Raw genomic sequence first — 15280 nt, 5'->3', positions numbered from 1 at the left:
TCACGCCCTCCCTTCGCTCAGCGCCAGCGCGAGCGCGCGCTCGGCGAGCGGGATCTTGAAGGCGTTCTCGGCCGTCGGCGTCGCGCCCTCGAAAGCGGCCTTCACGACGGCGGCCGGACCGTCCGGCAGGCGCGCCTCCGCGTCCTCGACCCGCCAGGGTCGCGGGGCGACGCCCCCGAACGCGACCCGCCCGGTCCCGTCCTTCTGCAGGACGAGAGCGACCGACACGAGCGCGAAGGCGTAGGAGGCCCGGTCGCGGACCTTGTGATAGCGATGCGTCCCGCCCGGCGGCGGCGGGAGCGTGACGGCGGTGACGAGCTCGCCCGGTTCGAGCGGGTGCTCGATCTCCGGCCGGTCGCCCGGCAGCCGATGGAAGTCGCCGATCGCGATCCGGCGCTGCGACCCGTCGGGCCTCATCGTCTCGACCGCGGCGTCGAGGACGCGCAAGCCGACGGCCATGTCGCCCGGGTTCTGGGCGATGCAATGCGGGCTCGTGCCGACGACGGCGAGCCCGCGGGTGATGCCCCCGATCGCCGCGCAGCCCGAGCCGGGCCGGCGCTTGTTGCACGGCAGGCTCGTCTCGTAGAAGTACGGGCAGCGGTTGCGCTGCAGGAGGTTGCCGGCGGTCGTCGCCTTGTTGCGCAACTGCCCGGTCGCGCCGGCCACGATCGCCCGCGCGAGGATAGCGTAATCGCGCTTCACCCGCGGATGGGCGGCGACCTCGGTGTTGGTGGCGAGCGCGCCGATGCGCAGGCCGCCATCCGGCAGGTCCTCGATCGCCCTCAGGGGCAGGTGCCGGATGTCGACGAGGTGGGCCGGCGTCTCGATCTGGAATTTCATCAGGTCGAGCAGGTTGGTGCCGCCGGCGATGAAGCGCGCACCCGGCCGGGTGGCGACGGCCGCCTCGAGGCTCGCGGCGCGCTCATAGGTGAAGGGCTGCATCAGGGCCTCCCCGCCAAGTCGACTCCGGCAACGTCGACCCCGGCAACGTCGGCCACGGCCTCGGCGATGTTGGAATAGGCGCCGCAGCGGCAGATGTTGCCGCTCATGCGCTCGCGCAGCTCGCCGTTGCTCAAGCTCATCGGCGCGGTGAGGTCGCCGGTGGCGTGGCTCGGCACGCCCGCCGCGACCTCGGCGAGGACCGCCACCGCCGAGCAGATCTGGCCCGGCGTGCAGTAGCCGCACTGGAACGCGTCGTGCGCGACGAAGGCCGCCTGCATGGGATGCAGCCGCTCCGGCCGGCCCAACCCTTCGATCGTCGTCACTTCGTCCCCGTCATGCATCGCCGCGAGGCTGAGGCAGGCATTGATGCGGACCCCGTTCACCAGCACCGTGCAGGCGCCGCAATGGCCGTGGTCGCACCCCTTCTTGGTGCCCGTGAGGTGCAGGTGCTCGCGAAGCACGTCGAGCAGCGTGACGCGGGTGTCGAGGTCGAGGTGCCGGTGCTCGCCGTTGACCGTGAGCGACACGGGACGCGCCCCGGACGATCCTGCCGCCTGTCCGCCGGCTGCCGGCGACAGACCCGCTGCCGCAACGCCGACGGCCGCAGCGGTCACGACCTCCCGCCGGCTGATCTCGTGTGAGAGGGGAAGACTCATCGAAGATCCCTTCCTCATCGATCGGCGCGGGCGCGAAGGCCGGGGCGCGGGGCTGAATGGGCAGAATCCGGGCTCGGCCTCTCTCGCGAATCCGAGGTCTCGCGTCCGCGCCTCGTCATGATCGTCACGCCGCCGGAACGAGCTCCGGAGCCTCGGCGGACCAGGCCTAAGCTTGCGGATCGTGCGCCTTGCCGTAATTTACATATGCGAAGACTTTTCAGGCGGCCACAATGTCGTCCGTCCGACCTGCCTTCTCGCCACGTCGACCTGCGCCCTCAACCCCGGTTCGTCGCCGTTCGCCGCGCTTCGGCGGCGTCCGCGAAAGTCTTCTTCACGGGGCCGAGCACCTGGACGAATTCGAGCTGCTCGCCCTCGGGCCCCTTGCAGTAGATGATCGACCAGCCGTTCGACGGACCCTCGTGGATCTTGATCGTATTGGTGTTCCTCGGCGCCGCGCGGCGCTCCTCTTCGGAATGTACCGCCACGGTGCGGTTCGCCCTGACCTGATTCATGCCGCGGCGCGCGCACTCGGCCTCCAGATCGGCGATGAACGTGTCGAAGTCCACGTCGTCGCGGACGTAGAAGCAGATGTGCATCGAGCGCGGGTAGGCCGGGCTCATGTGGTCGCGCGGCTCGGCCCAGCTGTCGCCGCCGCCCATCGGCTGCGCTGCGTCGCGATACTGCAGGAGTTCGATGACGACGTTCTCGAACTGGACGAAGCGGACGTCGAGCCGCTGAGCGCCGCCCTTCAGGTCCGGGACGCCGATGGTGCGCGGATCGACGCGGCGCTCGCGGGCGACAATCTCCTGGTCGGCCAGCAGCGTGAAATGGACCGGCTCGCCCTTGAAGTCGCCGTCCCGCATGATCTCGGTCCCGCCGAGCACCTCGGTGTAGAAGGCGAAGGCCCGGTCCATGTTCTGGACCGTGACGCCGAAATGCTGCACGCCTTGCAGGCGTGCGCCGAGTGGACGCCCGCCCGGCCGCGCGGTCTGCGCGGAAGCCGAGGTTGCTCCGAGGAGACCTGCCGCCGCGACGGCGCCGGCACCCTGGAGGATCTCACGGCGAACTTGTCCGCCTTGCTCGTCGTTGCTCTCACGGCTCATCGCGATACACCGGCTTGAGGCTCTTACATTGAGAGATACTCAAGTCGCGCGCCGCGCGCCGGTAAAAAAAGGTAAAAAATCGACGGCGCGCCGATGACCTGTCCTGCGCCCCGGGATCGACCGGATCCGGCGCGACGACCCCTTCCGTCGCCGGTCACGACGGCAAAGCTCGCCTGGGTAGGCGACCGGTTGGCCGCCTCGCCAGCGTCCGCTCCCTCGATCGCATCCAGGCTCCTCGCCGAATCTGGGTTCCGACGATGTGCTATGCGGGGAAGGCCTCGTCCAATTGCCGCAACTCGTCCCGCTCCAGATTCAAGGTCAGAGCCGCTGCATTCTCGCGCACATGCGCGACCGAACCGGATTCGGGGATGGTGATCACGGTTCCGGAGCGCATCGCCCAGGCCAGAGCGACGGCTGCCGCGCTCGCGCCACGCGACGCGGCGATGCGCCGGACGGCCGGGTTCTGCAGGACATGCGCGCCTTCGCCGCCGAGGGGGGAATAGGCCATGATCGGCATGCGGTGTTGCGCGCACCACGGCAGGATCTCGCGCTCGGCCTTCCGGTCGGCCAGGCTGTAGGGCACCTGGTTGGTCGCGCATCGGTCGCCGGCAGGGATGTGGAACAGTCGATCGAGGTCGGCGACCCCGAAATTCGAGACTCCCCAACGCCTGATCTGGCCGCCGGCCCGCAATTGCTCGAAGGTGTCGACGACATCCGCCAGATCCTTCACGCGGTCGGGCCAATGCAGCAGGTACAAGTCGAGATGATCGGTTTCGAGGCGGGCGAGGCTGGCCGAGCACGCGCTCCGGATGCCCGCCGGTGTCGCGTGGGAGGGCCACACTTTCGAGACCAGGAAGACGCTGTCGCGCCGGCCCTCGATTACGCGCCCGATCAGCTGTTCCGCTCGTCCGTCGCCGTAGATCTCGGCGGTATCGATGAGCGTCATGCCGAGCGAGAGACCGGTGCTCATCGCCTGCTCCTCGTCGGCGAGGGCGCGCCGTCCCTGGCCGAGGCGCGCCGATCCCTGCCCCATGGCCGGCACGGCGGTGCCATCGCTCAGGGACACGGTTGGCGCGGCCGCACTCACGGCCATGCGGGGCAGACCGGCTGCCCAAATCAGGCCCGCGCTGCAGGCGGCGAAGCGACGTCGCGTGATCGCAGTCATGGCGCTCTCCGACCTCGAGGATGGATCGAAGAACGTACACGCGTGTGGAAGCGACAGGTATGGCGAAAGCGCGCGGTCCTCCCGTTGACGGACAGCGATGCCGTCGTGGACGCCTCATCGCCTCGCCGGAGCCATGCAGGGGATGCCGCGCCTACCCCTCGTGGCAGGCGGCCGCAGGATGACGCGGTCGTGGCGGATGCTCACCAGCCGCAAGACCTAATACCAACGGTCGTTGGAAACGACCTTTGGTCCCGTTCTCGAATTTTCGCCAAGCCTCTGGCTAAGCGTCGAAAATTCGAGATGGGTCAACGGCCTGATGCGTCAGCATCTCAGGCCGTTGGTATAAGGCGTCAGCCCCGGGGAGCCGAACCGGCCTTGGACGAAGCAGAGGACGGGCGGGGAACGCCGTCGGAAACATGGGGCCACCCAGTCCTTCGGGGCGAACAAGGTGTTCCGGTCCGAGGACTAAATGCACCTCACACAACTCCCGCTGCACCGGCCTCGCTAGAGCGAGCGATGGTGGCGACCGGGAGTTTTGCGAGAGACACTGAGAGGAGCGGGCGGTGAGTCAGATGCTCAACATGCCAACCCCCCTCCCCTCAACCGCGCTTGAAGGGTCCCGCGGCCTTCGCGGCAGCCATCGCGTGGCTGTCGCAGGCGACGCCCGACCACGTTACATTCGGGCGCTGCTCGAGGTCTTTGATTTTGCCGCATTGTCTTCGCCCAAACGGTCTCCGTTTGGGCAAAAATGCTTTAGACGACGCGCAATGTCGAGCCGTCGGTGAAATGTATCGTATCGATGCCCGATACGCTGATGAGCGTCCGCTCTCCAAGACCGTTTGCAAGAGCAACTGTCATCGAGCTTGCGCCGCTGATTACGGTGGCATCTGCGCTCGTGTATCCCGATACGGCCAATATATCCCTACCCCCTCCACCTATGATGGTGTCGGATCCGCTAGATTTCGATACATAAAACAGATCGTCCCCATTCGTTCCTACGATCTGAGTGATTCCATTCTTCGTATCAACAAACGTCGTCCCGCCAAGACCGCCATACAGCGAGTCTCCGCCACTTCCAGCATACAGCGTATCGAAAGCCCCCACGGCTGCGAGCATATTGTTTCCGGCGATAGCCGTGAGGGTATCCGAGCCGGCCCCTCCTGTCAGGGTGTCATGTCCGTCGGAGTTGCCGCTGGAGACGAGAGAGTTACCGCCGGAGCCCGCTGTGAGGCTTGATCTGCCACCGCCGTAGAGAGTGTCATGCCCGACGCCCCCCTGGAGCACGTTGGCGCCAGATCCTGCCAGCAGCGAGTTGTTCCCGCCTGCAGCCTCCAAAGTATCGGCTCCTGATCCGCCGTATAGCTGGTCGGAGCCAGACCCGATCGCAACAAGCTTGTTGTTGCCCGAGACGGCAACCAAGGTATCATTGCCGGCCCCGCCGACAAGCGTGTTGCTTCCTCCCACGTCCGTGAAGAGAAAGTTCCCGCCTTGGCCGGCCAGCATATTGGTCAGCCCGCCACCGAACAGAGTGTCGTGACCGGCGCCGCCCTGAAGAAAATTTTGGCCACTTCCTGCGTAGAGCAGATTATCGCCGGTGAGGGCGGTGAGCGTGTCGGAGCCAGATCCGCCATACAATTGGTCCGATCCGCTGCCGAGCCCAGTCAGCTGGTTCGCGCCGGAGCGAGAGACCAGTATGTCGTCTCCCACGCCGCCGACGAGAACATCATGGCCATGAGCATCTGTGAACAGCACGTTCCCGCCGGCTCCTGCCGTCAGGCGGCTATTTCCTCCACCGACAAGGGTGTCCCGCCCGTTGCCGCCTTCGAGATAGTTCCTGCCTGTGCCAGCGATAAGCAGGCTGTTTCCGCCGTTGGTCGAAACCAACGTATCAGTCGACTGGCTGCCGACGAGGGTATCGCTCCCTCCGCCGGAGACTATTATGGAATTTACATAATTATTACCAGAAAGGGCAGCCGACAGCACTTCACTCTGAGCGGTGCCATTGATGGCCTTTGAATAAACTGCAGGAGCTGTCACAAACGCGCCCCGCTCGTCGTCACTCCGCAGCGTTAGCAATTTTCCCTGCTGCACAGATAAATTGCTGGTCAGGACATAGATTTGACCGCTATTTACATCTTCGAACGAGATTGCGGCATCCGTGTGAAATCCCGTTTGTCGCACTTCGAAACTGTATCGCGGCCGAAAATAGGTTCCGCCCCTAAATCCTGTTATTTGTGCGCCTACGGTTATTGTAACATTTCCAGTGTTTATACCCGACTCATATTTACTGTCGAGACTTATGGACGGAGCTCCGCCCTCGAAAATGTTGCTGGAATAATTATTTCTAAGATCAAACAGCAGCGCATTGTCTGGGCTTACTTCGACGATCTGAGTACCCTCCTGGGTCACTGCGCCGGAGCCCGCAACGAAACCTCCCGCATAATATACGTCATATAGCGGACGATAGGGTGAATATGTCCCGCCGCCACTGACGTATTGCTGCCCGGCAGGTGTATAGAAATCCACGAAACTCATCGCTCGCCGCCGTTCATTTTTGATTGATATGGTGATTCGCCGGTGTATGCATCGTCATATAGACGAGTCCGCTCTAAAAACGAATGGATCGCGCCTCACGATACCCGATTCGAAGCTCGAACAAACTGGCCATAGGCTATCCATGAAGATCCGGCCGCCGTCAGGGCGAGGCCGCGCCGGGCCTTCTGCACGAGCGCCTGCCCGACTTGCTCCTCCAGCTTCCGCAGCTGCGTGTTGACGGCGGATTGCGACCGGCCCAGGCGCTCGGCCGCCCGGGCGAAGCTGCCGAGCTCGAACCCGGTCACGAAGGTTCGCAGCCCGTCCATGTCGAGGTTGCTGCGGGTCATCATCGTTCGATTTGATAGATATATAACTTCTAAAGTTTCTAATTTTCGGAACGATAATCGTCGCCTAGGAAGGGGGCGTCGACCGCTGCGGCGTGCCTTCGACCTCTTTCAGGAGACATCCCATGCCCCTCGTCCGCATCTCGCTCATCAGAGGCAAGTCACCGGAACACATCCGCGCCATTTCCGACGGCGTCCATCGCGGTTTGATGGCGGCCTACGGTGTGCCGGCGGACGATCGCTTCCAGCTCATCCACCAGCATGCGCGGGACGAGCTGGTCTACGACGCCGACTATCTCGGCCTTCACCGCACCGACGACATCGTGATCGTCAACATCATCGCCGGAAACTGGCGGGAGACGGCGCAGAAGAAGGCGCTCTACCGGGCGATCACCGACAACCTCGTCGAGAATCCCGGCCTGCGCCCGGAGGACGTCCTCATCGTCCTCTCGCCGAACGCGCGGGACGAGTGGTCCTTCGGCAACGGCCTCGCCTCCTACGTCAAGGACGACGCGGCCTGACGGTCCCGCGCCCGCGCCGGCCGCCGCCCGCACCGGCCTGCGGCCGCGGACGGCGACGCCGCGGCGCTCACGCATGCATCGCCAGCATCCAGACCGCCATGGCGACCATCATCAGGTTCTCGGTCAGCGAGACGAAGCCGAGCGGCACCTTGCTCGACCCGCCGACGCAGGCGCACTTGATCTCGCGTTTGTCGAGGTAGACCGCCTTGAACACCGAGACTGCGCCGACCGTGCCGATGAACAGGGCGACCGGGATCGACAGCCAGTTCAGGGCGCCCGCCACCATCAGGATTCCGGCGATGCCTTCCAGGAACGGGTAGGCGTAGGCGTAGCGCACCCAGCGCTGCCCGAGCAGGTCGTAGCCGAGGAACATCGACGAGAAGGTCTCGACGTCCTGCAACTTCAGGAGGGCGAGCACGCACATGCTGAAGGCGACGAACCACTCGGCCGCGCCCGGTTTCGGTGCGCGACCGTTCGCCGACAAGGTCGGTCCTGGGGCCCGGTGTTTCAAGTGGCGGCGGATCCCTTCGAGGTCGGCGGCGGCGCGATGCCGACGGGACGAGCCGACGCGGAGCAGTCCATCGTCATCGCCCGGTGCGGGATCCCGCCATCCATGAAGTCCGGGCCGAAGGCGACGAAGCCGAGCGTCTCGTAGAAGCCGAGCTTGTCGGTCTGGGCCGCGAGGACGAAGCGGTCGACGCCGATTTCCCGGCAATGGGCCATCGCGCGGAGCATCATCCGCCGGGCGATGCCCGATCCGCGCCGGTCGCGGCGCACGGCGACGCGGCCGATCTTGGCCTGCCCGGGACTCTCGGGCTTGAAGACGACCCGCAGCGTCCCGACGACCTCCCCCTCGACGAGGGCGACGAAGTGGGTGGCGACCGGATCGTCCGCGTCGATCTCCTCGTCGGCCGGCACGCCCTGCTCGACGACGAAGACGTCGTGCCGGAGCGCCATGGCGGCCTCGCCGAGGATCGAGGCGGCCGGTACCCTGACGATCTCGGTGTCCGATGCTGGCATCGCGTCCCTGCCCCCCTGCCGGCCGCGACCGGCACCCGGGGCCGGTGCCCCGCCTCCACTTAAGGCCCGCGCGCCCGCCGCTCCAGGGCCCGGCGGGCTGGTACCGACTCCGCAGTTCTCGGCAGTTCTCAGGCGTTGGCCGATGCGACGCACCGGAGGATTCGCGCATGGACAATCGGGACATCGTCGTCATCGGCGGTTCGTCGGGGGCGACCGCTCCCTTGAAGACGATCCTCGGCGCCCTGCCGGCGGATTTCCCCGCCTCCCTGTTCATCGTGCTGCACGTCCCCGCCCGCAGCCTCGGCCTGCTCGCCACCGTGACCGCCGCGGCGGGCCGCCTGCCGGTCCGGGCGGCGGCCGACGGCATGGCGATCCGGCCCGGCACCGTCACGCTCGGCGTGCCGGACCATCACCTCATCCTGACGGAGACGGGGATCCGGCTCGGACGCGGCCCGCGCGAGAACATGGCGCGGCCCTCGATCGATCCGCTGTTCCGCTCGGCCGCCGCGGCCTACGGCCCCCGGGTCATCGGAATCCTGCTGAGCGGCCTCCTGAACGACGGCGCCTCGGGCCTGGAGGCGATCAAGCGTTGCGGCGGGCTCGCGCTGGTGCAGGACCCCGCCGAGGCCCTGGCCGACGAGATGCCGCGCAGCGCCCTCGAGGCGCTGGAGGTCGATTTCACGCTGCCGGCCGCCCGCATTGGCGACGTCCTGTCGGAGCTGGTGCGCGATCCCGCCGGGCCGCGCCTGCCGATCCCGCCGGAACTCCGCCTCGAGGTCGACATCGCGGCGGGCGAGCGCATCGACAGCGACGTGCTGCGCCGTCTCGCCGATCCCGCGCCGATCACCTGCCCGCAATGCGGCGGCGTCCTCTCGCAGATGCGGGGCGCCAAGCCCCTGCGGTTCCACTGCCAGGTCGGCCACGCCTTCTCGGCCGAGGCCGTCGCCAAGGAGCAGGAGACCGCCGTCGACGAGGCGATGCGGGTGGCCCTGCGCATCATCGAGGAGCGGGCGGAACTCGTCCGGCGCATGGGGCGGGACGCGCGCGAGGCCGGTCGCCCCGCGGTCGCGGCGATGTACGAGGAGCGCGCCGTCGAGTACCGCCGCTACGCCGAGACGATCCGCAAGGCAGTCCTCAAGCGGCCCGCGCCCGAGCCCTCGGGCGACGAGGATGCGTGATCCCCCCGGGCGACCTTCGGGGCCGTCATGCGGCAGGATCGGAGATCCGGGAGCCCCATCCGATTGCAGCGCCACGGCACATGACGGCTTGGTCTGCTGGCCGGTCTGCTCGCGCCCACGGCACATCCCGCGCGCAACCTCATCCTGAGGTCGCGCGTGGGAGGGAGGATACTATCGGCTCTACGCCCCGGCCCTGTGCGGCACGGCGATATGATCGGCCAATGATCTAGAACTCGACCCCCAGCTTCACCCGCACCGCGTGGCGCTCGAAGTGGCTGAGGTCGAGGGGGCGGCGGGTCTGGCCCTCGGTGCGGTCGCGTCCGGCGACCTGGCCCGCATAGGCCAGCGTCACGAAGGCCTTGTCCGACAGGCGCCGGTAGAGCAGCGGGCCGAGCGTCAGCGCCCTGCCCTCGAAGCGGTTGAGGAAGGCGCCGTCATAGGCCCGCAGGTAGCGGAGTTCCGGGCCGAGGAAGATGTCGGCATCGAGCCGGAACGCCAGCGCGTTCGACCACAGAAAGGTCGAGGAGCGGTCGGTCTCGCGCGCGCCCCGCAAGGTGCCGACGGTCGGCTCGACGCTGAGGTTCATGCCGTACCAGACCTTGTCGGGCACCAGCCTCAGATCGAGCTGAAGCACGCTCTCCATGTCGAAGATGTCGGCGCCCCTCCCCTCCACCGCCAGCACCCGGGCGAAGCGCGGGCGCAGCTCGATCGCGAGGCCGAGGGGCTGCGCGTCGCTGCCCTTGAGGAACTGGTACTTCAGCTCGATCCCGGCTCCGTCGAAGCTGCCGTTGTCCTTGTCCGGCAGGTCGGCGGCGCCGCGCACCCGGCGGGCATCGCCGAACAGGCCGAACTCGACGCTGAACGACCTGGTCGGGTCGAACTGGTAGCTGAGCTTGGTGTTGGCGACGGCGTAGCGGCCCGGTCCCGTGTCGCCCCGCCGCTTGCCGGCGCGGCCCACGGTGTCGAGCAGGATTTCCTGTTCGCCCTTGCGGCCGGTGGTCGACCCTTCGGTGAAGCCGAACAGGTTCTCGGTGTCGACGTCGCTCTCCTCCCCGGCCGCGGCGGGCTGCGCCAGCGCGGCGGCGAGGAGGAACGCCCCGCGGACGATGCGGCCGGATCCCATCATGTCCCTCGGGCGCATCCTCAATCTCTCTTACGATTTCCGGACTGATCGTCCGGAAATCGTATCACAGCGATGTCACACGGGCCCGCGCGCCGGTGCAAGGCTGTCGCTGGGTCCGGCCTACGCCCTCTTCCCCCTAAACGGTGATGAAACCTTCGCCGTTGACGAACGCTTGATGGATCCAGGCCACACTGGAATCCGGGACAGGCCCGGCAGAGGTCAGGCGCCATGATGTGGGACGGCATCGCACTCTTCTCCGGCGCGCCGATACGGCGCTCAGCGGACGGCGTGCTGGGTGCCGCGGGTGTTCCCGACGCCAAGTCCAAGCCCCCCGAGCGCAAGCCCCCCGAGCACACGCCGCCCCGCCGGGCGAAGGTCGGCCTGGCGCTCGGCGGCGGAGCCGCCCGGGGCTGGTCGCATATCGGGGCGATCGAGGTCCTGCGGGAGGCCGGCATCACCATCGACGTGGTGGCGGGCTGCTCGATCGGAGCGGCGGTGGGCGCCTGCCACGCCGCCGGGAAGCTCACGGAACTGCGCGACTTCGCCCTGTCGCTGACCAAGCGCCGGGTGATGGGCCTGCTCGATTTCCACATCAGCGGCTCGGGGCTGATCGCCGGCGAGCGCCTGCGGCGGCTGCTCGAGCGCGACCTCGGCTCGTCCCGGATCGAGGACCTGCCGCTGACCTTCGCGGCGGTGGCGACCGAGCTCGGCAGCGGCCACGAGATCTGGCTCACCCGCGGCGGCCTCGTCGAGGCGGTGCGCGCGTCCTACGCGCTGCCGGGCATCTTCGACCCGGTGAAGATCGCCGGGCGCTGGCTGATGGACGGGGCGCTGGTCAATCCGGTGCCGGTGACGGCGGCCCGCGCGCTCGGCGCCGACGTGGTCCTGTGCGTCAACCTCAACGGCGACATGCGGGTGCGCGGCACGGTGATCCAGTCGCACGGGGCGGAGGGCGCCGACGCGGTGATGGAGGCCGCCGCCGAGGCCGCGGCGCTGCCGGACGAGCCGCGGCGCTGGCCGCTGATCGGTGGCCGGCGCCAGAAGCCGAAGCCCCGGCCCGAGGCCGGCGCGCCGAGCGGCATCGCCAGCGTGATGGTGGATGCCTTCAACATCACGCAGGATCGGATCTCGCGCTCGCGGCTGGCCGGCGACCCGCCCGACGTGATGATCAACCCGAAGCTCGCCCAGATGGGCCTGTTCGAGTTCCACCGGGCCGAGGAATGCATCGAGCTCGGCCGCCAGGCGACCCGGCGGATGCTGCCGGAGATCCACGAGATGATCGCGGCGGCAGTCACGCCGGTGTGAGGTCGCCGCCCGGGTGCCGGGTCAGGCGGTCGCGATGTACTCGCGCAGGGCCCGGTGCTCGGCCTCGACCGATTCGATGCGGTGCTTGACCACGTCGCCGATCGACACGAGGCCGGCCAGGCGGCCGTCCTCGACCACCGGGACGTGGCGGAAGCGGCCGTCGGTCATCAGCTCCATCACCTCGTCGATGGCGGTGGCGCGGGTGCAGCACACCACCTTGGCGGTCATGTGCCGGGAGACCGGCGCTTCGAGCGCCGCGCCGCCGCCGCGGACCACCGCCCGGATGATGTCGCGCTCCGAGAGCATGCCGAGGACGCTCTGGCCGGCATCGCTCACCACCAGGGCGCCGATGCCCTTCTCGGTCAGGAGCGCCGCGGCCTCCGCCAGCGTGCGGTGGGGCTGGACGGTCACCACGGTGCGGCCCTTCTGCGACAGGATGCGCGCAACGGTCATCAACACCTCCCTGCTAGAGCATTTTCTTCGGCGAAGCGGGTACCGGTTCACCGAAGAAAATGCGGCACATCAAAGACTTGAAGCACTGGACGGTCGCAACGCGACCGTCCAGTGCTTCAGGCCCCGCCGGCCTCGTGGCGTTCCGGGCGGGGCGCTTGTTCGGAGGGGGAGTGTGTGACCGCGCGCCGATCGAGGCAAGCACCCCGGAGGTCGAAGAGAAACAATCTTCGCGGGAGACCCGGTCTCCGCCGCAATCTCTTGCCTAGCTCCGCGACCTCCTGCCTGACTCAGCGTCGCCCGAGCCGATCGACCAGGGGCAGCAGCAGGAACCCGACGACGAACCCACCGAGATGCGCGTCCCAGGCGACCGCGGAATCGCTCAGGCCCAGCGGCAGGGCGGCGAGACCGAACAGCAGGTTGGTGACGAACCAGATCGCCAGGAACACCACCGCGGAGCGGTTGCGCAGGAGCTCGGGAATCGTCTGAAGCCGCGTCGGCACCGGGCGCTGCCACGGCACGGCACCGGCGCCGGCCGCCTCGACCGGCTGGAAGGCGAAGCGCACCGCCGCCGCCATCAGCCCCGACACGCCGGCCGAGGCGCCGATCAGCGGCACGGTGCTCAGGGGGTCGATGAGGACGTGAAGGAAGCCGCCGGCCGCGGTCGAGACCAGGGCGATCAGGCCGTAGCGCCAGGCGCCGCAGCGCCGCGCCACCGGCGTGCCGAAGGCCGCGAGCCAGACGCTGTTGAGCAGCACGTGGGCCCAGGAGCCGTGCAGGAGCGCGTAGGTGACGAAGGTCCAGGGCATCGCGCCCGGATCGGCCACGAGATAGGCCGCGAAGGCCTTGCGCGCCTCGACCTCGAGGGCGCCGCCCCCCGAGGCGGCGGCGGCCCGGATCACGTCGGCGGCCCGGTCGGGGTCGAGGGCGAGGGTCCAGCGCGCCGGCACCAGGGCGAGGTCGAGGAGCAGGGTGATGTCCCAGACGTCGGGCAGCACCTGCCGCACGGCGTGGATCAGCACCAGGATCCCGACCGAGGCGGTGACCACGGCGGGCATGTTGAACACCGGCACGCGCGGCGGTCGCGGGAGGTCGGGGGTGGCATCCATCTCGGCACCATTGCGGGCCCCACGGCCCGACCGCAAGGGCGGCCGCCGCCGCGGGCCCGGCGCACCCCCGAAAAGAGGACGCCATGGTCGAAAAAACATGGTCCCGCGGACAAAAAAAGGGAGAGCGTCGCCGCTCTCCCCGAAAGAGGATGACTCCGCGCGAGGCCGCTGTGCGGCCGCACGCGAAACGCCGTCAGGACCGTGACGACGCGGACCGTGACCGGTCCTCACCCCTTGGCATGCGGGCGGGCATAGGGTGGGCTCCCCGCCCCTGCCAGCCCGAAATCACCGTCGCCCACGACAATCGCGCAGGTGTGGGAGAAACGCAACATTTATGACTTGGTAACCTTAATCAAACCTTACGCCTTCGCAGCTCGGCCGTTCGGCATACGGTCTGCTGAACCGAATCAGTCGCGCCGGCCGCCGCCCCGAAACGGGACGGCGGCCGGCGACTCCAGGACAGCCCGATCCCGCGACCGTGCCAGACCGAGACGCCATGAAGCACCCGACCAGCCGCATGCTCCACGCCTACTGGAACGGCCTGCGCGGCGCCCGCGCCGCGCCGGAGCGGGGCGAGATCGAGCCCGGCGAGATCCGCCACGTCCTGGCCGACAGCCTGATCCTCGAGATCGACGCCCCCCGGCACGCCGCGACGGTGCGGCTCGCCGGCACCCGGCTCTGCGCGTTGTTCGGGGCCGAGCTGCGGGGCCTCTCCTTCGCGGGCCTGTGGGGCGAGGCGCCGGCCGCCGATCCGTGGCGGCTCGTCGAGGCGGTGATCCAGGAGACCACCGGCGTGGTGGTGGGCCTCGTCGGGGTGACGGAGGCGGGTGAGACGATCGACCTCGAATTGCTGCTGCTGCCCCTGCGCCACCGCGGCAAGACGCAGGCCCGGGTGATCGGCTCGCTGTCGCCGGCGGTGATCCCGACCTGGCTCGGCCTGCGCCCGATCGTGGCCCTGCGCACCGTGTCCCTGAGGATCCTCATCCCCGAGGCGAACGCCGCCCCCGCCCCGCTCGCGGCGCCGCCCCCGGCGGCCAACGACGAGCCGGGCCCGGAGCGCCGCAAGCGCTTCGTGGTGCATCGCGGCGGGCGGGTCTGAGCGGATCCATGTCGCCAGGCCAGACGGTATGTGACCGCAGAATGCGGGGCCTCCCCGTCTGCTTCAAAGCCTGTCTGGCTCTCTCGACGGCCCGAAACCCCGCAGGATCATTCCGGGGCCGCACAGCGGAGCCCGGATGCCGGAGGCACGCCCAGACACTCAGGTACTTCGGAAGCGGAACAGTTTCCGCCTTATCCTCGGCCAGTCGCGGTCATGGATTCCGGGCTCCGCTGCGCAGCCCCGGAATGACGCGGTAGATCTTCATTCCGTCGAGGGAAGCGAACCGGCTCTCAGCCGTCCGGCGAGTGGGGCGGACTCGTCCGCGTCACCCTGCATCCCGCAGCCGGTCCCCTGCCGCACCGTGCCCCGAGGCCGCCGCCGCCCGGTTGACGATGCCGCGGCTGAGCGTGACCCATTCGAGGTCGTTGATCGCCTTCACCAGCCGCTCGCGCTCCGGCGCCTCGGCCTCGTCGTCCGGCGCGGCCTCGGCGAGGTTCACGGCGGCGATCAGGACCTGGTCGCGGCCATCCTCGATGCGGGGATCGCGCTCGACATGGCCGCGCACGTCCTCGTCGAAGCGCTTGATGACCGCCCAGGGCAGCGCCTCGGCGCTGCACCCCGACGGGTAGCCGCGGGCGACGAGCCGGGCTCGGGCGGCGGCCTCCCGGACGAGTTCGACGAGCTTGGCGGCCATGGCCCCTCCCTACCGGCATTGCCTTCCTGTCGGCTT

14 protein-coding genes and 2 pseudogenes are annotated in these 15280 nt (G+C 68.4%); 4 read left to right on the top strand and 12 right to left on the bottom strand.

Translation table 11 applies throughout. The annotated features are described in order from the left end of the window. The 6 genes and pseudogenes from BM430_RS15345 to BM430_RS15325 all read right to left on the bottom strand — a co-directional run. Nucleotides 1–942 (bottom strand): FAD binding domain-containing protein, encoded by a 942-nt coding sequence (locus tag BM430_RS15345; RefSeq protein WP_093568129.1) that lies wholly within the window; start codon nucleotides 940–942, stop codon nucleotides 1–3. Continuing rightward, nucleotides 942–1598: an aldehyde dehydrogenase iron-sulfur subunit PaoA gene (paoA, locus tag BM430_RS15340; protein WP_093568128.1), complete on the bottom strand. Its 657-nt coding sequence runs from the start codon at nucleotides 1596–1598 to the stop codon at nucleotides 942–944. Before paoA ends, BM430_RS15345 begins: the two co-directional genes overlap by 1 nt. A gap of 275 nt (nucleotides 1599–1873) precedes the next feature. After that, nucleotides 1874–2701, bottom strand: coding sequence for a VOC family protein (locus BM430_RS15335; protein ID WP_093568127.1), 828 nt, complete (start codon nucleotides 2699–2701; stop codon nucleotides 1874–1876). 262 nt (nucleotides 2702–2963) lie between these two features. Then, nucleotides 2964–3866 carry an aldo/keto reductase gene (locus BM430_RS15330; protein ID WP_093568126.1) on the bottom strand — a complete coding sequence of 301 codons (903 nt, stop codon included), beginning with the start codon at nucleotides 3864–3866 and terminating at the stop codon, nucleotides 2964–2966. 753 nt (nucleotides 3867–4619) lie between these two features. After that, nucleotides 4620–6401 carry a calcium-binding protein gene (locus tag BM430_RS34010; protein ID WP_143132039.1) on the bottom strand — a complete coding sequence of 594 codons (1782 nt, stop codon included), beginning with the start codon at nucleotides 6399–6401 and terminating at the stop codon, nucleotides 4620–4622. Between the two features lie 149 nt (nucleotides 6402–6550). Further along, nucleotides 6551–6751 (bottom strand): annotated as a pseudogene (locus BM430_RS15325) (LysR family transcriptional regulator); the annotation flags it as partial. Nucleotides 6752–6870: 119 nt separating this feature from the next. Between BM430_RS15325 and BM430_RS15320 the strand changes: the two are divergent. Further along, nucleotides 6871–7266: a tautomerase family protein gene (locus BM430_RS15320; RefSeq protein ID WP_093568125.1), complete on the top strand. Its 396-nt coding sequence runs from the start codon at nucleotides 6871–6873 to the stop codon at nucleotides 7264–7266. Nucleotides 7267–7333: 67 nt separating this feature from the next. Here the strand turns inward: BM430_RS15320 and BM430_RS34730 are convergent. Both BM430_RS34730 and BM430_RS15310 read right to left on the bottom strand, forming a co-directional pair. Then, a pseudogene (locus tag BM430_RS34730) lies at nucleotides 7334–7717 on the bottom strand (MauE/DoxX family redox-associated membrane protein); the annotation flags it as partial. Nucleotides 7718–7773: 56 nt separating this feature from the next. After that, on the bottom strand, nucleotides 7774–8286 hold the full coding sequence (locus BM430_RS15310; RefSeq protein WP_093568124.1) for a GNAT family N-acetyltransferase: 513 nt from the start codon (nucleotides 8284–8286) through the stop codon (nucleotides 7774–7776). Nucleotides 8287–8453: 167 nt separating this feature from the next. Here BM430_RS15310 and BM430_RS15305 point away from each other — a divergent pair, with 167 nt between their 5' ends. Then, nucleotides 8454–9464: a chemotaxis protein CheB gene (locus tag BM430_RS15305; protein WP_093568123.1), complete on the top strand. Its 1011-nt coding sequence runs from the start codon at nucleotides 8454–8456 to the stop codon at nucleotides 9462–9464. Between the two features lie 226 nt (nucleotides 9465–9690). On the opposite strand, the gene BM430_RS15300 is transcribed toward BM430_RS15305, so the two are convergent. After that, entirely contained in the window at nucleotides 9691–10605 is a 915-nt protein-coding gene (locus BM430_RS15300; protein ID WP_244539505.1) for a hypothetical protein, read from the bottom strand. Between the two features lie 210 nt (nucleotides 10606–10815). Between BM430_RS15300 and BM430_RS15295 the strand changes: the two genes are divergently transcribed. After that, nucleotides 10816–11892 (top strand): patatin-like phospholipase family protein, encoded by a 1077-nt coding sequence (locus BM430_RS15295; RefSeq protein WP_093568121.1) that lies wholly within the window; start codon nucleotides 10816–10818, stop codon nucleotides 11890–11892. A 21-nt stretch (nucleotides 11893–11913) separates the two neighbouring features. Here BM430_RS15295 and BM430_RS15290 read toward each other — a convergent pair whose 3' ends face one another. Then, nucleotides 11914–12345 (bottom strand): CBS domain-containing protein, encoded by a 432-nt coding sequence (locus BM430_RS15290; protein WP_093568120.1) that lies wholly within the window; start codon nucleotides 12343–12345, stop codon nucleotides 11914–11916. Between the two features lie 287 nt (nucleotides 12346–12632). Continuing rightward, a complete protein-coding gene (locus BM430_RS15285; RefSeq protein WP_093568119.1) occupies nucleotides 12633–13451 on the bottom strand; it encodes a rhomboid family intramembrane serine protease in 819 nt (272 codons plus the stop codon). 496 nt (nucleotides 13452–13947) lie between these two features. Here BM430_RS15285 and BM430_RS15280 point away from each other — a divergent pair, with 496 nt between their 5' ends. Beyond that, nucleotides 13948–14550: a PAS domain-containing protein gene (locus BM430_RS15280; RefSeq protein ID WP_093568118.1), complete on the top strand. Its 603-nt coding sequence runs from the start codon at nucleotides 13948–13950 to the stop codon at nucleotides 14548–14550. 325 nt (nucleotides 14551–14875) lie between these two features. Here BM430_RS15280 and BM430_RS15275 read toward each other — a convergent pair whose 3' ends face one another. Further along, nucleotides 14876–15244 (bottom strand): hypothetical protein, encoded by a 369-nt coding sequence (locus BM430_RS15275; protein ID WP_093568117.1) that lies wholly within the window; start codon nucleotides 15242–15244, stop codon nucleotides 14876–14878. Nucleotides 15245–15280: the final 36 nt, after the last annotated feature.

The sequence above is a fragment of the Methylobacterium sp. 174MFSha1.1 genome, from assembly GCF_900116815.1.
GTDB lineage: Bacteria > Pseudomonadota > Alphaproteobacteria > Rhizobiales > Beijerinckiaceae > Methylobacterium.
Note: the sequence above shows the minus strand (reverse complement) of the source record. Positions and strands in the feature narration are given on the sequence as shown.